Consider the following 20733-nt stretch of genomic DNA (forward strand, 5'->3'; position numbering starts at 1 on the left):
GTCCTGCTTTCATTATAGCGGTTGTTCTGTCTTCACCCCTGTTTCTTCGGTTATTTATATAGTCTACAAGAACTATGGCATTGTTAACTACTATACCTACAAGAATAATCAACCCGATTATTCCTATTACATTCAGAGGAAGACACTTGCTAAAAACAGCCCTACTCTAAATCCTCCAGACAATGCAAGTGGAACCGAAAACATTATGGACAATGGCTGAAGGAGCGATTCAAACTGCGCTGCGATAATCATGTACACAAGAATGATTGCAACAAGCATAACCATTGTAAATCTGTAAATGTCTCTTCCATCTGCTCCGTCTCTCCTCCGAAAGTATAGCTGTATCCGTTTGGCATTTCATACTTGCTGAGCAAGCTTTCTATTTCTGTTGAAACAGACTGAGTATCTCTTCCCAAAACACTTCCGCTTACTGTCAGAACTCTTGTCTGATTTTCTCTCATAATGCTGATAGGACCTTTTTCAATGCTGATTTCTGCTGCTATTTCCGAAAGCTTGGTGACACACTTCCTCCCTGCGGTGTTTGTATTGGAAGCATCTCAAGCAAAGAAATGCTTTTGTCCGTATATATTATCTCCCTTTAATATAACGTCAGCTCGTCACCGTCAACTTTAAACTTCGTAACGGTTGACCCTGATAAAACATTATTTACTTCCAGAACCTATCTGTGCTGTAGTCAGTCCATACTGAGAAGCTATGCCCCTGTCGGCTTTTATCTGAACCCTGCAGTATTCCATCATCATAACTTGTAGTTACTTCTCTTGTTCCTTCAGCACTTTCGATTATTTCCTTGAAATCATCTCCAATAATATCCATAAGAGGCTACATCTGTTCGCCGTCTCCCTTGATGCTGATACTTATGGAACCAGCACTCATCCCCATCATCATCATTGATGCTTCCAGAAACGCACTTATCTCGGCTCCGGGGACATGCCCAACCATTTTCGAATCTCACTCGCTTATATCTCTTTTGCACTTTCTGTCTCTCTCCCATTCCAGCTCGCTCAGAATAACAGTCATAGAACCGGTACCTGAACTTACCTCCCATACTCGCATTATGCCGGAGCTGCCCGCCTGAGTAAATATCGAAACAACTTCCGGTATTTCCTGTATTGATGACTGGATTTCCTTTAGAATCCTCATCAATCTGTTCATCTCCAGATCCTGCTGGAAGAGCTAACACCTAACATTTATTATCCCCTCGTCTGTGGCAGGAAAAAATTCCGCTCCCACCGATGAAAGCTTATGTAATGCTGGCAACAAACAACCCTATACTCGCCGCTATTGTAACTAAAGCGATGCGCCAACTCCAGCTTAAAACAGTTTTTGTACAGCACAACCAGCGGTCCATGCTTTTTTCCTGGAGTTTCTTCAGATTCAAAGGTTTCTAGCTGTAACGAGTTTGGATGACAACATAGGAACCAGTGTAAAGTGCAATGACCAATGAACTCATAAAGAGCTATTACTATGGCAAGAGCAAAGTCACTTGAATATGGTTGCAGCCAACCCTCCCGTAAATACAATCGGCAGGAAAACTGCTACAGTGGTGAGTGAAGAAGCTGTTACTGCCATTGAAACCTCATTTGCACCGTTTATAGACGCCGTTGTTCTGTCCCATCGCCACCCAGGCTTCTGTTTCTATATATATTCTCAAGAACAACAATAGAGTTATCTACCGAAAGCATACCTATTCCGAGAGCAATCCCACCTATGGTCATCATATTGAGTGTTATCTTTTTATGTAAAGAATAAAATAACAAATGTAATGATTACGGAAATAGGTATAAGAAAGCGCAATTACAAGTGTCGGTTTTAAAGCTTCTTAAAAATATCATAAGTACGATTTTATAAAACTCCACCTAAAATCGCTGTTCTTATCATATTTTTAATTGCAAAATTTATATAATCTGCCTGATAAAAAAGAGATATCATATTTAAAATCCGGATATTCTTTTTTTTATTTTTTCCAATTCTTTGTTTACTTTTTTGAAACATTAACTGTATTTCAATCTGACTGCTTCATATTGGAAATCTGAACTACTTCTTTGCCGTCCATCTTCGAATTTATAGTAGATTGATCCTTATCAGCCATTTTAACATCGGCAATATCCTGAAGCCTTACTGTTCCCCCTGTAGTAAGAGGAATTGTCAGATTTCTTTATGTCTTCTATTGATTTAAACTCCCCTATTGTTCTGACTGTAAGTTCATTACTTCCTTTTTTGACACTGCCTCCCGGCAGAATTGATATTTGCCTGCCTGAATCACTTGTGTCACGTAGGCCTGACTAAGATTGAAGCCCTTTAGCGCCTCTTCTTTAAGCATTACCTCAATCCTGCTTTTTCAAGACCGCCGGAAACAGAAGCTGAAGCCGTTCCTTCAATTCTTTCAAAGGCGCGGAGCTATAATATGTGTCTCAGCCATTTTTTGAGGCATTATACAGATCTCCGCCGCTTGAAACAGCCATCTGAATAATTGGCATTGCACTTGGGTCCGAAGTTTCGCTACTATGGGTGATGTTATACCGTCCACGGCAGGAATCGGCTTCAATCAAATCCAATGTTTTTCTCTAAGCTGAAGCATTGCATTATCCATATCCGTTCCAAATGCAAAATTGGATCAATACCAACGAGCTTCCTTCATTTGAATATGATATCATACCTTCAATATTTTCAACAGTAGCCACACTCTGTTCCACCGGCTTCGTAATTAAATTCTCAATTTCCTCCGGTCCTGCGCCGGAATATCCTGTTTGAACCATAACATACGGCAGTTCCATCTGCGGAAGCAAATCTATCTGCAATTTACTTAATGACACCACTCCCAAAACAATGACAATTAATATCATCATTGTAATTGTAACGGGTTTTAACCGAAAATCTTGAAAGCATTACTATTCACCCCTTACAACCTTTATATTGCTGCCGTCGCTTACATAATCCTGGCCCTTTACGATTACTTGATCTCCTTCATTTAAACCGGATATAATCTCTGTATAAACTCCAGTGTCAAGTCCGGTTGTAACTTCTCTCTCAACCGCAGCTTCATCTTCAGCTACAAACACGTATTTTTGTCTCCATTTTCCTTTACAGCTTCCGTCTTAACTGCAAGTGCGTTTTCTATTCTGTCTGTGTCTAAGTAGACGCTTTGGCAAACATCCCTGGCTTAATCATACCGTTATTGTCAAGAATTATATCAACATTATACAAGTTTGTCATTAAATCAGCAGATGAACTTACACTGTTTATGACGGATTCCTGTTTAAACTCGGCAGCTTTTATTTCCACAGTTGCTGCATCACCTTTTTTTATCTTGTTTATCATATTGCCCGGAACACCAAACTCAATTGTTATGCTGTCGGAATCAACAATTGTTATAGGTGGATTGGCTGATGTTACATATTCGCCTTCTACAATGCTAATATTAGAAATAACTCCTGAAATCGGAGCTTTTACTTCCGCATTTTCAAGCATGGATGCTGCATTTTCATATGCTACTCTTGCCTGCTCCGCTCCCATCCTCGCCGCTTCCAGCGATTCGTCCGATGCCGCCAGCTTTGCCTGTTCATACTGTGTCTCGGTTACTGCGCCTTCTTCGTACAGCTTCTTCATCTTCTCAAAGGAATCCTTTGCCGTCTGAATTTGAGCGGCGCTTACATCATACCCCGCCTTTGCGGCTTCATATGCGGTATATGCCTGATTTACCTGCTTGTTAATATCATCTTTATCCATAACGAATAGAACCTGATTCTTTTGAACTTTGTCTCCTACGCTGACATTTATTTTTTCAACTTTTCCCGCTGTAAGAGGAACTACGTAGACATCTTTGTCCGCATATGCTTTAGCTGTCATGATATTTTCTATGTATAGTTCCATCGGCTTTAATGTTTCAACTTCTACTGCCGTATAAGATACTTCTTCCGTTGCAGACTCGCTGCCTGTGCCGCTGCATCCTGCTAAAACGAATGCAGTAATTAATAATAATGTCAATAATTTCTTCAAGTTTTCCTCCCTCAATTTCCGACCGACCGGTCAGTTCTATAAAAATTATAGCACTGCTTTATTATAAAGTCAATTAATTATATTTCTCTTAAATTATAATTATGTTTTGATTAAATAAGGTCATAATCATGTAAAAAATAAGAGATTTTAGACTAAGCCATTAAATTGACTAACCCACAATCTCTTAATTTATTTATTGCATTGAACAATGTATCTTTAGCGTTAATCGGTAACTTTTCTTCTTCTGCTGCCGGAATGTGTTGGTGCCTTTGTATGGCTTGAAACAATTGCTTCTTCCATTGACTCTAAAGTGTTAATATCTTCCGGTGTAAGTTTTTCGTACATGCTTTGTCTGTAGGCTTTAACTTCATCAGCTTTTTTTACTTTTCTATTAGCCGGACTAACATCAAGCCAAGAAATTTTTTATTTTTGTGATATAAGTCAAAATCTACCAGCCTTTTGCCATCAATTGTATATTCCAATGCCGCCAAAATTCGTTTAACCTCCTGGGGCGTAAAAAATGTAAATAATCTAACCTGGTAGGTCATCACTGAATATAGAAGCACTGCATAATCCTTAGTCCAGCTTTCTCCTAAAACCATTCCCATTTCCAGCTTTGACAGTATGAACATAAGCCTGTCATAGTGCTTCTGATACTCGCCCATAGAATCATATATGTTAATTCTAAGCTCATACCACTGGCTGTCTTTTAAGCTTTGGGTCATAAGTCTCAATCCCTCTAATCGCAATTTTCCACGAACCTCTATGGATGGGCGTGGGACTAATATCTTTGTATCCAAAATATCTGATGAAACCAATGGACCGTTAATTGACTTTTTGGTAAAGGCCAGAATAGTATCATCCTTTTCTCCCATTCCAATGCCCTCTATCCAATCAACTTCTTTTGCCGTCAAATAGATCCTTAACCCTATCTATTAGCTTGCTTTCATCACCTGCTATACGCATAATCATTGATGTTGGACCCATGTCAATTTTGCAAAAGATTATATCCGCGACTATTAATAATTGTAGATAGTATCACTGAAGCAACATCATTAATGAGCACAATTTTTCTTGCATCCTCTATGTAGGTCTTTTCATAATTAATGCCTGTTATAAAACAAAGAGTGCTATTCTCTGATGCCCTGCCCATGCCCTGCTGGAAGCCTATAACTTCTCCATTAAGGCTTTTCTCTAAAAACTTTGTGGTTCCTTCAATATCTTCAGTTCTAATAAATAAATATCGTGGTCCCATCCTAAATAACAGCATAGTACATGCCCCCTTTCACTTATAAGCCGATTCTTTTTAATACAACGCCTCTTGACTCATTTGTCCCCACAGGATACTCTAAATGGAATACATTTTTATTTGATAAATCAATTATATTTATATTCAACACCCCATTTAAACAGACCGTTTTATTTTTCTTGTAATGTCCGGGTTCAATAGTATGTCCATAAAGATTAAAATCTGCCTCATAAAAATATTCCTTGTAGTAGTGTCCCACTGTAATTTTACAATCCTCTATTGTCAGCAAACCATCCTCAAGAATTGTTCCTCTCTTAGTCAGTTGGCTTACAGTTTCATAATCATCGTGGTTACCCAACACATAGTAGATTTTTTGAAAATTCATTCTTCTCTAAACCTTCTATGAGCTTTGTAACACCTCTAGAGTAGCAATCAATTTTATTTTTATAAATTCCCAACTTAATATTATCCGCCATATCTCCTGTATGTATAACGTATTGAGGCTTTATGATATTAATTATTCTAAAAATATAATCGTAGATATCTACAGGAGTATCACTTATATGAAGCAGTATAGGCCCTTTTAATTCTTTTTAAAATCTCCTCGGATATATAAGGAAAATTAAACAGTGATAGAAATTCTCTGTATATATCCTTTAAGCTTTTCATTATAGTTATCTACCTCCCAAGTTAAAATACAGAAAAATATAACTTTGTCTCAGTATTAGTTAAATCACATTTTTTTCATTATATCATAATATTTACTTTTTAAATATTAAAATCAAATAAAAAAACAGATCTTTGCGACCGTTCTTTAAGTCGTTATGATCTGTTTTTATATGTTCTTTTGCTACATCCCTATTAGTGGCTAGTTGGCCTGTATTGCCGGATTTCTATTTTAATATGCTCTGGCAACGTAAATCATATGCTTTGCCTCTTTGCCGCAAATGTGGCATTTGCACCCTAAATTCTCCTGCTCAAACGGGATGCATCTGATCGAAGCGCCTGTTTCATCTTTTAATTTGTCTTCGCACTCTCTGTCTCCGCACCACATCATTTTTGCAAATCCCGGGCGGTTTGGAAGATCTTTTTTATACTGTTCGTAGTCATCAACTACATAAGTATGTGTCTCTCTGTGAGTCTTAGCTTTTTCAAACATATCTACCTGCATTGAATCAAGCATTGATGAAATAGTTTCCTCAATATTGTCAAGCGACAATGTTTCTTTTTCAAGCTTATCTCTTCTCACAGCAACTGCCTGATTGTTTTCTATATCTCTCGGACCTATTTCTATACGAATTGGATATCCCTTCATTTCATACTGATTAAATTTCCATCCTGTTGAGTTTTCCTTGTTGTCATCAAGCTCGACTCTTATTCCGGCAGCCTTTAAAGAATCATACAGATTGTTTGCTTTTTCCATAACTCCTTCTTTGTTCATTGCAATAGGAATGATTACAACTTGAGTCGGAGCCATCTTCGGAGGAAGCACAAGCCCTCTGTTGTCAGAGTGAACCATTATAAGTCCTCCTATAAGCCTTGTTGATATTCCCCATGATGTATGATACGGATGCTCTTCCTGTCCGTTTCTTCCCTGGAATTTAATATCAAATGCTTTTGTAAAATGCTGCCCCAGGTTGTGAGAAGTTCCTGCCTGCAGAGCCTGACCGTCATGCATCAATGCTTCCATGGTATAGGTAGCATGTGCACCTGCAAATTTTTCTTTCTCGCTTTTTTTGTCCTGTAATTACAGGTATAGCCATTAGATCTTCCGCCACCTGTCTGTAAATATCAAGCATCTGAAGAGTTTCAGCCTGAGCCTCTTCATTTGTCTCATGAAGTGTATGTCCTTCCTGCCATAAAAATTCCGAAGTTCTTAAGAATGGTCTTGTGGCTTTTTCCCATCTTACAACACTGCACCACTGATTATAAAGGTAAGGTAAATCCCTGTATGAATTCAACCATTTTGCGTACATATGACATATGATTGTCTCTGATGTTGGTCTGATAACCAATCTCTCTCCCAGCTTCTGGCTTCCTCCGTGAGTAACCCATGCCACCTCAGGAGCAAAGCCCTCAACATGCTCTTTTTCCTTTGTCAATAAGCTTTCAGGAATCAACAGAGGAAAATACATATTTTTATGACCTGTTGCCTTAAATTTTTCGTCGGCAAATTCCTGTATTCTTTCCCACAAAGCATATCCGTAAGGCCTTATTACCATGAACCCTTTAACTGGTGAATAATCCACTAATTCATTTTTTAGTATAACATCTGTGTACCATCTGCTGAAGTCTTCTTCCATTGGTGTTATTTCTTTTACAAAATCTTTTTCTTTTTTAGCCATAATTTCTCCTTTCACATTGCAGTCTCGCATTAAAATATAATTACTATAGTTCCCGTAAATCAGAAACTTATTGAAGTAACCCTACTCAGTTATCCATAATAAAAATGGATTTAGGGTATAAAAATTAACCGCCTCTAAATCAAGAGGCGGATTTCCGCGGTACCACTCTAATTGCTGCAATTATTTGCAGCATCTCATTCAAATAAGGGGATTTCCCTTTGGGTTGTTACTCCCAAATACTCCGAGACGGGTTCGATATACAGAGGGCCAAAAACCTTTCACCAATCAGTTTTCTCTCTATTGCCATGTAAGTTCTACTGCTTCTCTTCATCGTAAATATTTATTTATAACTCATATTATAGAAAAAGTTTAGTTTTGTCAATCATTTTTGATATTTTTCTTATATTTATATGGGTATAATATTTTTTAGGTGCTTGAAAATGTTTCCAACTATTATTATAATAAGTAAAAGCATAACAATAATATAATTAGGAGGAAAGTAAGTATGAAAAAAAGAGTAACAAGTTTAGTCTTAGTAGCATTATTAATACTAAGCAGCTTCAGCTTTGCATTTGCAGACGAAACAGGAATTACTGCTATTACTATTATCCACACTAATGACATTCACGGAAGGATTGAAGAAGACAGTTATAATAATGTAATGGGCCTTGCTAAAATAGCTGCATTGATTAAAGAGGCCAAAGAAGCAAATCCTAACACTCTTGTGCTAGATGCCGGTGATGTTCTCCACGGAATGCCCATAGTTAATATAAGCAAGGGTGAAAATGCCTTAAATGTTTTAGAAGCCGCAGGGTATGATTATATGACTATCGGCAATCACGATTTTAACTATGGAAAAGAAAGATTGTTTGAACTTAGAGATATGTCCGGAATCGGCATGCTGTGTGCCAATGTTTTAGATGAAGAAGGAAAACCAGTTTTCACTCCATACACCATTGAAGAAATGGACGGAGTAAAAATAGGAATATTTGGATTAGCCACTCCGGAAACCATGTATAAAACCAGCCCGTTAAACGTTGAGGGTTTGACATTTGCTGATCCAGTTGAAATTTCAAAAGAAATGGTTGAAGAATTAAAGGATCAGACTGATGTAATAATAGCTCTTGCACACATAGGTCTTGATGAAAGTTCTGTTATTACTTCCAAGGCAATAGCCCAAGAAGTAGATGGAATTGATGTAATAATAGACGGACACAGCCACACTCTTTTAGAGGAAGGCATGATTGTAAACAATACACTGATTGCACAGTCCGGAAATTATGATAAGAATCTTGGCTATGTTGATATAAGTGTTCAGGACGGCGAAGTTATAGAAAAAACAGCTCGCCTTGTTTCGGCTGAAGCTGCTGCAAACACTGAAGCTGATCCTGAGTTAGCAGCTATTATTGAAGAAATAAATTCCAAAAAATAAGGAAACATTTGATCAGGTTGTTGCAAAAACAGATGTATATCTTGACGGTATAAGAGAGCATGTAAGAGCTCAAGAGACAAACCTTGGTAATTTATCCGCTGATGCCGTAAGAGCAGAGTCCGGTGCAGATGTGGCATTCGTTAACGGCGGAGGAATAAGAGTAGACATTCAACCAGGCGACATTACCCTGGGAAGAATAGCAGAACTATTCCCGTTTGGAAATATAGTACAAATTAAGAAAATAACCGGTGAAGATTTATTGGCAATGCTGGAACATTCAGTAAGTGGTTATCCGTCTCCGCAGGGAGCATTCCTTCATGTCAGCGGATTGACGTTTGAGTTTGATCCCGAACAGCCTGCAAGGTCTGAGAGTTATAGATGTAAAAATCGGTGACAGCCCTCTTGATTTAACAGCAGAATATACTGTTGCTATAAATGATTTTATATCAGTGGGTGGAGACGGTTATGAAATGCTGTCAAAATATGACGTGGAAGCTGAATTTGGTACATATGAAGAAATTTTTGCAAATTATCTGAACACTAACGGAACTGCCGGAAGCGAAGTTTCAGGAAGAATAACTGTTAAAGAAACTGTTGCTGAAGAACCTGCTCCTGTTGAACCCGTTGAGCCCGAAGAACCGGAGTCCGTTCCCGAACCGGAGCCTGCTCCCGTTGAAACAGTTCCGGAACCTGCAGCTGAAGTAACATACATAGTTGTTTCAGGAGACGTTTTATGGAAAATAGCCGAAAAATACGACACTACATGGGAAATATTGACTGAATACAACAACTTAGCTAATCCTCACCTGATTTTCCCTGACCAGGCAATTAAGATTCCCGTAAAATAATTACCTGACTAAATGTAATAAAGGATTTGTGCAAGTGTGCACAAATCCTTTTGTTTATTGATTATTCAGCAAAATACAGACAGCTCCGGAGGAGCCATCAGCCTGAGAGGTAATTGTGATGTCCCAAGCCCTGTGTTCACATATACCATGGTCTGTCTGAAATTATTAAAAGTATATATTCCGCCCGTGTATTTTTTCGCCAGAAGCGGAAGCCATTTGATAAAGGGAAGATTAACCTGACACCCGTGGCTGTGCCCTGCTAAATACAAATCTATTTCATATTCCAGCAAATAATCAATCACATCCGGCTCGTGGCTCAGCACCACATTATAGCATTCCTCATCCAGCAGGCTTATGAGCATTTCTTTGTCAAATTTTCCGAATATTGAGTCGTCCATTCCTATAATATTAACATTATACTCATCCAAAACAATTTTCTCATTTTTCAATATAACAAATCCGCTGTTCTCCATTATTTTTTTATATGCGTATTCTGCTCCTCCTCCATAATCGTGATTGCCGTAAATAGCATACTTACCCATAGGAGCCTTGATCGACCCAAGTATTTTGCTTATTCCATCAATATTGTCCTTACCTTCGTAGCTGCTGTACTCATCTAATAAATCTCCGGTAAAAACTACTATGTCAGGATTTTCGCCATTTATTTTTTCTGCGACCTTCTTAATGTCTTTTTCATCAAAATATTCCGATATATGCATATCGGAGAACTGAAGTATTTTTAAATCTTTATCGCTTGAACTGATACGACTGTCCTTTACATTTATATAGTGGACCATTAATAGGTTAGTCTCAACATATCGGGCGTATATATACACAACAAAAGCAATCAACAAAAGAGTACTTATAAATCTTAAAAATTTTTTCACTGTAACACTCCATAAGAGATTTCAAGTTGAAGTATATCAAATTCGGCAAAAAAAATAAAGCGAAACTTAATTCATACAAAAAGTAATTTATGTATTGAATATAAGTTTACTTTATTTTTCGAGTTTCATCTTTTACACTATTATACGATTTTTGTTTCCTCTTCATCACATATGAAAAATTCAACGTAATTAGTTAAAATATCAATATAATTAAATGACACCACTCTTCTTAATCCTTTGTTATCAACGTGAACCGTAAATACTGAAGGATACGTGTCAGCGATTACCCCTTCACTAATATGCGACCTGGCTTTCCCTTTTCTTACTTTAAATTTAACTTTTTGGCCTACACATCCTTCTACCAATCCTTTTACCCTAGCTACAGAATTTGCCGTCAAAAAATCACCTTCTACACTATATTAAATGAAAATCAGGTAAAATTTATTCATTTATTAATATCTTTACCATAACAATGAAAAATATGTGCTTTTTCTTTAATTTACTTATTTTTAACTTGCAAATAATAAGAAAATAGACTATTATAATTAAGGCAATTAAACATATAAAAAAGGAAGTGAATGTAATGGACGAGGTCCCTACGGTCAAACAGATTGCACAAAATAAACTTAATACTTCTCTATTACTGAACTTATCATCAATTTGGTAATAGAGGAAATCTATTATTAAATTGAGGTGAACAATGCTTGATATATTCAAATCTATTAACGACACTCTTTTCACACTGGAAGAAATAGAAGACGGAGCATGGATCAATCTGGTTGATCCGACACCCGAAGAACTGGATTTTATTGAAGACGAACTTTCAGTAGACAGAGATTTTTTAAGAGCAGCACTTGATGAGGAAGAATCTGCACGTTTAGAAACAGAAAATGATCAGGTTTTAATACTTGTGGATACACCTTATGTGGAAAAAACTGATGATCACATAATATATGAAACGCTGCCTCTTGGAATTATTATAACTGGAAAAAACATTATTACCGTATGCCTGAAAAATTCTATTGTCCTTGACCAATTTGAAAAGAACAGCATACGAACATTTTACACTTATAAAAAGTATCGATTCTTGTATCAAATACTTTACAAAAATGCACAGAGATATCTTCTCTATCTGAGACAAATCGACAGAATGAGCAATTACGTTGAAAAACAGCTGCATCAGTCGATGAAAAATAAAGAACTTATTCAGCTTTTAGATCTTGAGAAATCACTTGTTTATATAACCACAGCGCTAAAGGCAAATCAAGTGGTGCTTGAAAAAATTCTTAGAATCAACATAATTAAAAAGTACTCTGAGGATGAAGATCTTCTTGAAGATGTAATAATCGAGAACAAGCAGGCCATCGAAATGGCTAACATATATAGTGGAATACTTAGCGGAACAATGGATGCATTTGCATCAATTATTTCAAACAATCTTAACATTGTAATGAAGCTGTTAACATCAATAACAATATTGATGGCTATTCCAACAATGTTCTCAAGTTTTTGGAATGAACGTTGCAAACATACCATTTGCTACATCTCCTTTCGGCTTTTGGATCGTATTAGGAGTATCAGTAGTTACAGCCGCAATCGTTGGGGTTGTTCTGCTGAAAAAGAATTTATTTTAACAAATGAATAGCACCCGATTTTCTTCAATTACACACTGGAAAATCGGGTGCTATTCATTCTGATTATCTATTTCTGTTTTTGGGGGAATCACCTCTTCTGTTAATCTATACATTAACGCCTGTTTTATTTACTACCGTTTAGATTCTGTAGAGAATACATTCAATTCAAACTCAGTCAAAATTTAGTTTAAAAGTATTAACTCATCTCATTCTTACTTTAAATCTTACATAAACAAATCAGATAATTATCTTTATCATACTTCTCAATACATTTACCAATAAACTAAAATCTGTCTTTTAAAGTTTATTTGAAATAATCTAAACGATAAATTTAAATAAAACATTTGCTGTATTTATTATATACCCAATTAAATTTTAATTAATCACAGTTTTTCAAATAATTAAAAAAATTTTTAAGTTGTTATAATTTGCTGGTTAATATATAATAAACACTAACTTTGTATTCTGATGAGGTTATAGTGATGAAAATTTATTCTTATGGAAAAATAAATTTATTTTTAGATATAGAGGGAAAGCTACAAAACGGATATCACCTTATAAAAACAATCATGCAGTCCATAGACATGCATGATGAAATTCAAATAAGTAATTACGATAAAGATGAAATTATTATACAATGCAGCACTCCGAATATTCCGGTTGATGAAAGGAATACATGCTATAAAGCTGCAGCTGCTATAAAAGAAATATATCATATAAATTCAGGAATAGTCATACAAATTAATAAGACAATACCTTCCGAAGCCGGGCTGGCAGGCGGAAGCGGCAATTCAGCAGCTGTCATAAGAGGATTGAATATTTATTGGAATCTGAATATGTCTGAACTTGAAATGCAGGCAGTAGCTCTCAAAGTAGGATCTGATGTTCCATTCTGCCTAACGGGAGGAACTTATAAGGCTGAAGGTACAGGCGAAAAGCTTGCTAAGTTAAATGATTTTACTTGGGATAATATTTTAGTAGTAAAGCCGGATTTCTCAATGTCGACGAAGTTTGTATACAGCAATACTGAACCACGCCATTACAACTTGCATAAAAACAGTAAAATATTAGATTATATTAATTCAAACAACTTCTGTAGCACTGCCCAATCTGCATGCAATTCTCTTGAGAAGGTTGTTGAAATATTTCATCCTGAAATAAATAAAATAAAAAAAATGATGATACAAAAAGGAGCAATAAATTCACTTATGACAGGAAGCGGATCAGCAGTGTACGGGTTGTTTGCTGACAAATTGAGCCTTGAAGAGGCATATAAAAACATTTCAAGCATATATCCTCAAACATTTATAACTAAAACAATTAATAAAGGTTATCAAATAATTGTTTAGAGCAATTTATATGAGGGTATCAGCATAATAAATAAAAAGACTGAGGTAAATTATGAAAAAATTGCTGCTAATTATTGGACTGATTGCTTTGCTGGCAACGGGCTGCACCAAACAAATTGAAGAAATCCCCAATGAAGAAGAAATAGGCGGACAAGAAACCGAATCTGAACAAGAAAAAAGTGCTGCACTAATCGCCCCTGATTTCGAACTTAAATCGCTGGATGGCACTACCGTTAAATTAAGTGAATTGAGAGATAAAAATGTAATACTGAACTTCTGGGCAACATGGTGCGATTTTTGCGTTATTGAAATGCCAGATTTGCAAAAATTGCAGGAAGCACATAAGGACGACCTTTTGGTACTGACTGTCAACGTTGGAGAATCAAAAGAGGTTGTGCAAGGCTTTCTTGAAGAAAATGGACTTGACATTAATGTAGTTCTGGATGAAGATATGAGTGTTGCAGGCACATACGGCGTACGCTCCTTCCCTACAACAATATCCATAAATAAAAAAGGCGAAGCCGTACAAGGATATGTAGGAATGCTTTCATACGAGCAAATGGAACAGCTTTATGGCTTTTTTGAGGAATAATATAAATTATTCAAAATTATGTAATATCCATAATACACTTTTAAATGCGGCTGCGAATTTATCGCAGCCGCATTTTTGCCTGTTCGCAAAATTTATTTCGTTTCCTTTATTTTTTCTGTAAGTATGGGAAGAATTTCTTTGATATCACCTACTATTTTGTAATTTGCGACTTTAAATATTGGTGCATCAGGGTCATTGTTTATTGCCACAATAGTTTCTATATCTGCAAGACCTGCAAGGTGCTGTATAGCACCGGATATACCGCAGGCTATATATATTTTGGGAGCAACTGTCTTGCCCGTCTGTCCTACTTGCTGGCTGTAAGGCATCCACCCTGAATCAACAACCGGTCTGGAAGATCCCAGCGCACCTCCCAGAGCATCTGCCAGTTCCTGAGCCATATGAATGTTTTTCTGGCTTCCTATTCCTCTTCCTACGCTTACGATTATATCTGCATCTGAAAGATTTAACCCCTCGTCATTGTCAATATCTCTTATTTTTTTAACAAAACTTTCTACGGGAGACGGGACATCCAAAAATGTTATTCTGCCTTTTCTTTCATAGTCAGGTTCCTTTTGTTTAAAAACCTTGGGGCGAACGGTGGCCATCTGAGGTCGGTTATTGGGGCACACTATAGTCGCCATCAAATTTCCACCAAAAGCCGGTCTCGTCTGGAGAAGCAGCCTTTCTTCTTTATCTATTTCTAATAATGTACAGTCGGCAGTAAGTCCTGTACGAAGCGCCGACGAAATATGAGGAGCAAGAGACCTTCCGTTTGATGTCGCTCCTATGAGCACTATTTCAGGCTTGTATTTCTTTACTAGATCAAGCATTACCTCGCCGTAAATGTGGTCATTGAAATCTTTAAGCCATGGAGCATCCATTATCATAACTTCATCAGCTCCATATGCAATGAGCTCTCCCGGAAGGCTTCCTATGTCTGAACCCAGTATTACAGCTGTAACATGAGTATTTAATTCCGCTGCCAATTCCTCGGCCTTTCCCAGAAGCTCCAGTGCAACTGGTTTTAGTTTGCCGTATCTCTGCTCAGCAAAAACCCATATACCCTCGTATGCACTTAAATCCTTTTTTGTACTTTCATCTCTTATAAATTCAATTGCTCCAAATTTGCAGCTTTCCACACAGGAACCACAGAGGGTGCACTTAGACCCTATAACAGCTTTTTTATCCTTTAATTCTATAGCTCCGAAGGGACATGTTCCTATACATCTTTTGCAGCCAACACACTTTTCCTTTATGATGCTTATACTTGCCATTATCTTCACCGTCCTTAAACTTCTATGGAAAGCAGTATCTCGGCCAGTTTTTCTGCCTTCTCCCCGGGACTGCCATTTATTTCGACGCTGTTCACTTCATGAACAGGCACAAATGTCTTTCTTACCTGTGTCGGAGAGCCTTTCAATCCTGCTCTCTCTTCATCAGCGTCGATGTCGCCAAAAGTAACAATTTCTATCTCCGCCTTCTTAGACTTCTTGATGCTTTTTATGGAAGGAAGTCTCGGCATGTTTATCTCTTTGACAACTGTAATAAGCGCCGGTAATTTAATTTCAATTTCTTCATATCCATCATCTGTTATTTTCATGCAGCACATGGTATCTTTTTTTATTTCAATTATTTTGCTGATATTTGTTGCATATGCGATTCCTAGAGTTTTTGCAAGGCTTGGCCCTACCTGCGCCGTATCTCCGTCTGTTGCCTGCTTTCCGCAGATTATCAAATCATAGTCACCGATTTTTTCCACACCTTTGCTGAGAGCATAAGACGTTGCCAGAGTATCAGAGCCTGCAAATTTTCTGTCCGTAAGAAGCATAGCCTTATCGATTTTTAATGATACTGCTTCTCTCATCATTTCAGCCGCAGCGGGAATTCCCATGCTTATTCCGAAAACTTCCGCTCCGTATTTCTCTTTTATTCTCACAGCTTCTTCTATGGCATATGTGTCAAAAGGATTAATTATTGCCGGTACGTTCTCTCTTATGATTGTATTTGTTTCAGGGTCCATTTTTACTTCGTTTGTTCCGGGGACCTGTTTAATGCATACGATAATTTTCATATGTTTCCCTCCTCTTTCTCATAGGGAAATATTGTTCCTCTATTAAACAGCTGCTTCGGATCAAATATTTTCTTTATGTTTCTCATTTCATTCAATTCACTGTGGCTGTACATTTTTTGAAGAAAAGGAACCTTTAACTTCCCGACTCCATGTTCGGCCGACACAGCGCCGCCCATTGCGGAAATTTTTTCAGCCCACAACAGGAATAGATCCTTTCCCTTTTTATACTCGTCCATATTTCTCGGAATTAAGTTTACATGAAGATGATTATTCCCTATATGACCAAATATAACAGCATGAAGTTTATTCTTTTCTATATCTTCGTTGTACATTTCCATAACTTCCTTAAGTTTATCATCCGGAACCGACATATCTGTTCCCAGCTTTGTTATATTTGGATCTATCTTTTTCACTTCATCTATCTGCATATTTACGCACTCGGGACATGCATGCCTGAAAGCGTGCAGCTTCTCAAGACTGACAGGATTATTTGCAACCCACGTTGCATCCTCATCGCCGCCCAGCTTTGCAATAACATCTCCCAGCTTTTCAATTCCAGCCCAGATTTCTGTGTCTGAATCTCCTTCAATTTCTGTGTACACTGCCGTATGGTAGCCTTCCTTTATCTCTTGCACAGAGGAAAAAGCCGGGTTTGTCTTCTGCTGCACTTTAAGCATTTCCAATGCCTTATGGCTGAAAAATTCGATGGCCGAAGGTTTGATGTTAAGCGGCTCCATATTGTCGAACAGTTTTTCCCCTCTCAATGCCCTCACCAGATCCAAAGCCTTGTCCTCATCCGGCATAAAAATAGTAACGCCCCAGTTTGATTTATGTGTTCTGTTTAGCTCAATTTCAATCTCCGTTATTACTCCCAGAGTTCCGTCAGAGCCTATAAATAAATCTATCATATCCATGGCAGGCTTGTTGTAGTATCCTGAAGTATTCTTCTTCACATCAGGCATTTTATATTTCGGAAGTTCACCCGAAATTTTCCTTCCGCTCTCGGTTACAAGGGTAAACCCTCCTTCAGAGACAATATTTCTCCCTCTTGCCATGCTTAAAACATCTCCATTCGCAAGAACCACTCTTATGGCTGTCACATGATCTCTTGAGGAACCGTATCTGAAACTTTTTGCACCTGAAGCATTGCATGATACCATACCGCCTATGGATGCAGACGCCTCGGTAGGGTCAGTTGAATAAAACCATTCATTTTTCGCCATATGTTCCAAGGCATCTTTTGATTCCTTGCCCCAATCCGTCGTTATAAATGACTTGTTAAGCAGGTATTTTCTGATTTCGGCAAGAAGAACACCTGGCTGTACACTTAAAAAGAACCTGTCCTGCTTTTTATCGTACCTTGCTCCAATTACACTGTTCATCCTGCTCAGATTTATAACATGTCCTCCCATGGGAACCGCAGAAGCGGCAAGCCCGGTGCGCGCTCCTTGTATAGTTATAGGCACACATTTAGAAGCACATTCTTTAACCGATGCCATAATTTCTTCTTCTGTTTTTGGGAATATTATACTTTCGGCAGCACCTGTCTGACGGGATTCGTCTCGTAAATATTCTCCGTAAGTTTCTATAAAGTCACAATTCATTTTATCCTCCTATGAAAAATCATAGTTATAAGCAACAAGTAATAATTATAATAGGAATAATAACACAAAAAACAGGAGGATACAAGTATTCCTTTAATCAGGAAATTATATCCACCTGCGCATTATTCTAAATTAAAAAATTATTTATCTTTCACAAGACCCTTCATAGTACCGACTACATAGTCGATATCTTCTCTTGTCACGCCTATATGCGCTACGAACCGGTATTCTCCGTCCTCAATTCCATTAATTTTTATGTTATTTTCATAAAGTTTTTCCACAAGAGTTTTCTCCGGAATTATGTCCTCTCCCATTTTAAAGAACACCATATTTATGTCAAGTCTGCTCTTTATTACTTCTACGCCTGGTATTTCTTCAAGCCTCTCAGCCATGTATTTTGCATTATCATGGTCTTCCTGAAGTCTCATGGTCATTTTTTCGAGAGCTATTATACCTGCTGCTGCCAGTATTCCTACCTGTCTCATACCGCCGCCCATGAGCTTTCTTTTTTTTCTGGCTCTGTCAATAAATTCTCTGCTTCCGGCAACCATGGAACCTGCCGGAGCTGATAATCCCTTTGAAAGGCAGAACATAACAGAATCACAACATGATGCTATTTCCTTAGCATCTACTCCCAGAGAAGCCGCTGCATTGAAAATTCTTGCTCCGTCCATGTGAACAGGAATCGAATTTTTTTCTGCTATCTGCTTTATTTCTTTTAATGTATCCATAGGAATAACAGCACCGCATCCATGAGCTTGCTCCACACAAATAAGCCCTGTTTCAGGCTCGTGAATATCATCTTGGCGAATTGCTTTTTCAACGTCCTTCGGGCTCACTGCTCCATTGGATGTCTCAAGCGTTCTCAGCTGTACACCGGCGATTACTGCAGATGCGCCTACTTCATGGACCACTATGTGATTATTCTTTCCTAGAATAACCTCCTGGCCTCTTCTTGCATGGGTAAACAAAGCCAGCTGGTTTCCGAACGTACCGCTGGGAACAAATAACGCTGCCTCCTTGCCTACCTTTTCTGCAGCTATCTTTTCCAGCATGTTTATAGTTGGATCATCTCCGTAAACATCATCACCAACTTCAGCAGACATCATTGCCTTTCTCATTTCCTCAGTTGGCATAGTAACCGTATCACTTCTTAAATCAATGTATTTCATATGTTACCCCCAATGTTTAATTTGCACGCTTTCACAACATTTTTTGCCAACACGGCTGTTGTTACCGAACCTACTCCTGCAGGTACAGGAGTAATGAGCCCGGCTTTTTCGATGCAGTCGGATGTATTTACATCACCTGTAATTTTTCCTTCGCCATCTACATTTATACCCACATCTATAACAGTTGCACCTTCTTTAATATAATCCGGCGTAACCATTTTTGATTTTCCGATTGCAGCTACAAGTATATCTGCCCTTGATGACATTTCACTGAGACTTGCAGTTTTTGAATGGCATATGGTAACTGTAGCATTTTCTTTTAACAGAAGCATAGACAAAGGTTTACCTACAACCATTGACCTTCCCAAAACCACAGCTTCTTTTCCCTTTAATTCCACTTTGTAGTATTTCAAAATTTCTATGGCCGCAGAAGGAGTACAAGGAGCAAAGCCTGATTCATCACCTTCGGTTACCTTGGCAACATTGATCGGATTCATACAATCAATATCCTTTTCAGCACTTATAATATATTTAATTTCATTTTCATTTAATTGCTTAGGAAGCGGTCTAAAAAGCAGTATGCCATGTACCGATTCATCGTTATTTACCTTTTCTAACTCCTCTGAAAAATCCGCCTGACTTATGTCAGCAGGCAAGCTAAGAACATCACATTCTATACTGCATGCATTCATTCTTTTTACTGCAGCCCTCTCATAGGCAAGATCATCTTCGCGCTCTCCCACTCTAACAATTTTAAGTTTTGGCATGATTCCTTTTTCTCTTAAAGCTTCGGCCTCTTTCTTAACCTCAGTTGTTATTGCATCCGCAACCGGCTTTCCCTTTATTAAGTCACCCATCTCTCTCTCCTGTTAGCTTAATATTTTTAATACCTTTTCATATATTTTGTCAGCTTTTACATTTCCGTCTTTCAACAGTCCTTTGACCATTTCTTTGTTTTTATTAACGTATTCCTGATCCGATATAGAATTAATGTTTATCAAAACATTTAAATAAGCGCTGTTCAAAGCAGCTTTAAGCAGCTGAACACCGACTCCTATATCGCTTATTATAGTTTTGGAGCTTATGTCCACAAGCTCGTCATGAAGAAGTATTCCCTCATACACAAGGCGGAGTGTTTCCAGCGGCGCTTCATTTGCATCCTTGAGACATTTCTGCATAACCTCATTTTTAATTCTTTTCTCCTCTTCGGTACCTGACGGCATAACGTATGCCTTTGATAATGGTTCGAAGTTCTCTGCATCTTTTTCAATTGCAGTCAACAACTTTTGAGCTAATTTTTCTCCCTTTTCCAATATTTCCTCGTGTTGCTTTTCAAAACCAATAAATTTTTTCTTTCCTTTGGAGAAGTTTGCCACCATTGAATTTAAGGCCACACCTAGTGCACCTGCCAATGCAGCAGCTCCACCTCCGCCCGGAACGGGTTTTTTTGACGCAAGTTCACTTGCGAATTCCTCACATGATAATTTTGTTAAATTCATAATTTATCCCTCACTTTACAATAGTATATAT

At 37.7% G+C, this 20733-nt stretch carries 23 protein-coding genes, 3 pseudogenes and 1 other annotated feature; of the genes and pseudogenes, 6 read left to right on the plus strand and 20 right to left on the minus strand.

The genetic code is table 11. The features are described from left to right. Positions 1-132: 132 nt before the first annotated feature. From RBQ61_RS17610 to proS, 12 genes and pseudogenes are all read right to left on the minus strand, one after another. Positions 133-461 (minus strand): annotated as a pseudogene (locus RBQ61_RS17610) (efflux RND transporter permease subunit). Between the two features lie 205 nt (positions 462-666). Beyond that, positions 667-834: a hypothetical protein gene (locus tag RBQ61_RS00010; RefSeq protein ID WP_308138508.1), complete on the minus strand. Its 168-nt coding sequence runs from the start codon at positions 832-834 to the stop codon at positions 667-669. Between the two features lie 135 nt (positions 835-969). Beyond that, positions 970-1173, minus strand: a complete 204-nt coding sequence (locus tag RBQ61_RS00015) for a hypothetical protein (protein ID WP_308138509.1) — start codon at positions 1171-1173, stop codon at positions 970-972. 437 nt (positions 1174-1610) lie between these two features. Further along, a complete protein-coding gene (locus RBQ61_RS00020) occupies positions 1611-1778 on the minus strand; it encodes an efflux RND transporter permease subunit (RefSeq protein WP_374049892.1) in 168 nt (55 codons plus the stop codon). An 825-nt stretch (positions 1779-2603) separates the two neighbouring features. Further along, complete coding sequence (locus tag RBQ61_RS00025; protein ID WP_308140153.1) at positions 2604-2873, minus strand: efflux RND transporter permease subunit; 270 nt, start codon at positions 2871-2873, stop codon at positions 2604-2606. 36 nt (positions 2874-2909) lie between these two features. Then, entirely contained in the window at positions 2910-3080 is a 171-nt protein-coding gene (locus RBQ61_RS00030) for a hypothetical protein (RefSeq protein ID WP_308138511.1), read from the minus strand. Positions 3081-3150: 70 nt separating this feature from the next. Continuing rightward, a complete protein-coding gene (locus RBQ61_RS00035) occupies positions 3151-4017 on the minus strand; it encodes an efflux RND transporter periplasmic adaptor subunit (protein ID WP_308138512.1) in 867 nt (288 codons plus the stop codon). 222 nt (positions 4018-4239) lie between these two features. Next, the gene (locus tag RBQ61_RS00040) at positions 4240-4362 is read right to left on the minus strand and encodes a hypothetical protein (RefSeq protein ID WP_308138513.1); all 123 of its coding nucleotides are present in this window, start codon (positions 4360-4362) and stop codon (positions 4240-4242) included. Between the two features lie 35 nt (positions 4363-4397). Then, the gene (locus RBQ61_RS00045) at positions 4398-4931 is read right to left on the minus strand and encodes a hypothetical protein (RefSeq protein ID WP_308138514.1); all 534 of its coding nucleotides are present in this window, start codon (positions 4929-4931) and stop codon (positions 4398-4400) included. 74 nt (positions 4932-5005) lie between these two features. After that, on the minus strand, positions 5006-5287 hold the full coding sequence (locus RBQ61_RS00050; protein WP_308138515.1) for a hypothetical protein: 282 nt from the start codon (positions 5285-5287) through the stop codon (positions 5006-5008). A gap of 19 nt (positions 5288-5306) precedes the next feature. Then, positions 5307-5651, minus strand: a complete 345-nt coding sequence (locus RBQ61_RS00055) for a hypothetical protein (protein ID WP_308138516.1) — start codon at positions 5649-5651, stop codon at positions 5307-5309. 513 nt (positions 5652-6164) lie between these two features. Beyond that, positions 6165-7611, minus strand: a pseudogene (proS, locus tag RBQ61_RS00060) (proline--tRNA ligase). A 139-nt stretch (positions 7612-7750) separates the two neighbouring features. Then, positions 7751-7951, minus strand: a binding site (T-box leader). Positions 7952-8116: 165 nt separating this feature from the next. On the opposite strand from proS, the gene RBQ61_RS00065 reads away from it, so the two are divergent. Genes RBQ61_RS00065 through RBQ61_RS00075 form a run of 3 tightly spaced genes read left to right on the plus strand, consistent with a single transcriptional unit; the run spans position 8117 to position 9891 of the window. Beyond that, positions 8117-9043: a bifunctional UDP-sugar hydrolase/5'-nucleotidase gene (locus RBQ61_RS00065; protein ID WP_308138517.1), complete on the plus strand. Its 927-nt coding sequence runs from the start codon at positions 8117-8119 to the stop codon at positions 9041-9043. A 49-nt stretch (positions 9044-9092) separates the two neighbouring features. After that, the gene (locus RBQ61_RS00070; protein WP_308140071.1) at positions 9093-9437 is read left to right on the plus strand and encodes a 5'-nucleotidase C-terminal domain-containing protein; all 345 of its coding nucleotides are present in this window, start codon (positions 9093-9095) and stop codon (positions 9435-9437) included. Continuing rightward, positions 9385-9891, plus strand: coding sequence for a LysM peptidoglycan-binding domain-containing protein (locus tag RBQ61_RS00075; RefSeq protein WP_308138518.1), 507 nt, complete (start codon positions 9385-9387; stop codon positions 9889-9891). The genes RBQ61_RS00070 and RBQ61_RS00075 overlap by 53 nt, the downstream gene beginning before the upstream one ends. A gap of 65 nt (positions 9892-9956) precedes the next feature. Here the strand turns inward: RBQ61_RS00075 and RBQ61_RS00080 are convergent, their stop codons facing one another. Together RBQ61_RS00080 and RBQ61_RS00085 are read right to left on the minus strand one after the other, a co-directional pair. Further along, positions 9957-10778 carry a metallophosphoesterase gene (locus RBQ61_RS00080; RefSeq protein ID WP_308138519.1) on the minus strand — a complete coding sequence of 274 codons (822 nt, stop codon included), beginning with the start codon at positions 10776-10778 and terminating at the stop codon, positions 9957-9959. 140 nt (positions 10779-10918) lie between these two features. Continuing rightward, a complete protein-coding gene (locus RBQ61_RS00085; RefSeq protein WP_308138495.1) occupies positions 10919-11176 on the minus strand; it encodes a Veg family protein in 258 nt (85 codons plus the stop codon). A 302-nt stretch (positions 11177-11478) separates the two neighbouring features. On the opposite strand from RBQ61_RS00085, the pseudogene RBQ61_RS00090 reads away from it, so the two are divergent. The 3 genes and pseudogenes from RBQ61_RS00090 to RBQ61_RS00100 all read left to right on the plus strand — a co-directional run bounded on the left by RBQ61_RS00090 (position 11479) and on the right by RBQ61_RS00100 (position 14353). Beyond that, positions 11479-12412 (plus strand): annotated as a pseudogene (locus RBQ61_RS00090) (magnesium transporter CorA family protein). Between the two features lie 482 nt (positions 12413-12894). Continuing rightward, entirely contained in the window at positions 12895-13761 is an 867-nt protein-coding gene (gene ispE / locus RBQ61_RS00095; protein ID WP_308138520.1) for a 4-(cytidine 5'-diphospho)-2-C-methyl-D-erythritol kinase, read from the plus strand. A gap of 52 nt (positions 13762-13813) precedes the next feature. Further along, positions 13814-14353: a TlpA disulfide reductase family protein gene (locus RBQ61_RS00100; protein ID WP_308138521.1), complete on the plus strand. Its 540-nt coding sequence runs from the start codon at positions 13814-13816 to the stop codon at positions 14351-14353. A 92-nt stretch (positions 14354-14445) separates the two neighbouring features. On the opposite strand, the gene RBQ61_RS00105 is transcribed toward RBQ61_RS00100, so the two are convergent. From RBQ61_RS00105 to RBQ61_RS00130, 6 genes are all read right to left on the minus strand, one after another. Continuing rightward, a complete protein-coding gene (locus RBQ61_RS00105) occupies positions 14446-15630 on the minus strand; it encodes an electron transfer flavoprotein subunit alpha (protein WP_308138522.1) in 1185 nt (394 codons plus the stop codon). A gap of 14 nt (positions 15631-15644) precedes the next feature. Beyond that, entirely contained in the window at positions 15645-16427 is a 783-nt protein-coding gene (locus RBQ61_RS00110) for an electron transfer flavoprotein subunit beta/FixA family protein (protein WP_308138523.1), read from the minus strand. Next, entirely contained in the window at positions 16424-18031 is a 1608-nt protein-coding gene (locus tag RBQ61_RS00115; RefSeq protein ID WP_308138524.1) for an FAD-binding oxidoreductase, read from the minus strand. The genes RBQ61_RS00110 and RBQ61_RS00115 overlap by 4 nt, the downstream gene beginning before the upstream one ends. Positions 18032-18171: 140 nt before the next feature. Beyond that, the gene (ltaE, locus tag RBQ61_RS00120; RefSeq protein WP_308138525.1) at positions 18172-19203 is read right to left on the minus strand and encodes a low-specificity L-threonine aldolase; all 1032 of its coding nucleotides are present in this window, start codon (positions 19201-19203) and stop codon (positions 18172-18174) included. Continuing rightward, positions 19200-20060: a bifunctional 5,10-methylenetetrahydrofolate dehydrogenase/5,10-methenyltetrahydrofolate cyclohydrolase gene (locus RBQ61_RS00125; protein ID WP_308138526.1), complete on the minus strand. Its 861-nt coding sequence runs from the start codon at positions 20058-20060 to the stop codon at positions 19200-19202. Before RBQ61_RS00125 ends, ltaE begins: the two co-directional genes overlap by 4 nt. A 12-nt stretch (positions 20061-20072) precedes the next feature. Next, positions 20073-20702, minus strand: coding sequence for a cyclodeaminase/cyclohydrolase family protein (locus RBQ61_RS00130; RefSeq protein WP_308138527.1), 630 nt, complete (start codon positions 20700-20702; stop codon positions 20073-20075). Between the last annotated feature and the right edge of the window lie 31 nt (positions 20703-20733).

The sequence above is a fragment of the Sedimentibacter sp. MB35-C1 genome (assembly GCF_030913635.1).
Classification (GTDB): Bacteria; Bacillota; Clostridia; order Tissierellales; family Sedimentibacteraceae; genus Sedimentibacter.

Coding starts and splice junctions, on each gene's coding strand:
- RBQ61_RS00115 (WP_308138524.1), bottom strand. CDS start 18,031: ATGAATTGTGACTTTATAGAAACTTACGGAGAATATTTACGAGACGAA.
- RBQ61_RS00110 (WP_308138523.1), bottom strand. CDS start 16,427: ATGAAAATTATCGTATGCATTAAACAGGTCCCCGGAACAAACGAAGTA.
- RBQ61_RS00015 (WP_308138509.1), bottom strand. CDS start 1,173: ATGAACAGATTGATGAGGATTCTAAAGGAAATCCAGTCATCAATACAG.
- RBQ61_RS00125 (WP_308138526.1), bottom strand. CDS start 20,060: ATGGGTGACTTAATAAAGGGAAAGCCGGTTGCGGATGCAATAACAACT.
- ispE (WP_308138520.1), top strand. CDS start 12,895: ATGAAAATTTATTCTTATGGAAAAATAAATTTATTTTTAGATATAGAG.
- RBQ61_RS00100 (WP_308138521.1), top strand. CDS start 13,814: ATGAAAAAATTGCTGCTAATTATTGGACTGATTGCTTTGCTGGCAACG.
- RBQ61_RS00130 (WP_308138527.1), bottom strand. CDS start 20,702: ATGAATTTAACAAAATTATCATGTGAGGAATTCGCAAGTGAACTTGCG.
- RBQ61_RS00040 (WP_308138513.1), bottom strand. CDS start 4,362: ATGTACGAAAAACTTACACCGGAAGATATTAACACTTTAGAGTCAATG.
- RBQ61_RS00065 (WP_308138517.1), top strand. CDS start 8,117: ATGAAAAAAAGAGTAACAAGTTTAGTCTTAGTAGCATTATTAATACTA.
- RBQ61_RS00010 (WP_308138508.1), bottom strand. CDS start 834: ATGGATATTATTGGAGATGATTTCAAGGAAATAATCGAAAGTGCTGAA.
- RBQ61_RS00050 (WP_308138515.1), bottom strand. CDS start 5,287: ATGCTGTTATTTAGGATGGGACCACGATATTTATTTATTAGAACTGAA.
- RBQ61_RS00105 (WP_308138522.1), bottom strand. CDS start 15,630: ATGGCAAGTATAAGCATCATAAAGGAAAAGTGTGTTGGCTGCAAAAGA.
- ltaE (WP_308138525.1), bottom strand. CDS start 19,203: ATGAAATACATTGATTTAAGAAGTGATACGGTTACTATGCCAACTGAG.
- RBQ61_RS00055 (WP_308138516.1), bottom strand. CDS start 5,651: ATGAATTTTCAAAAAATCTACTATGTGTTGGGTAACCACGATGATTAT.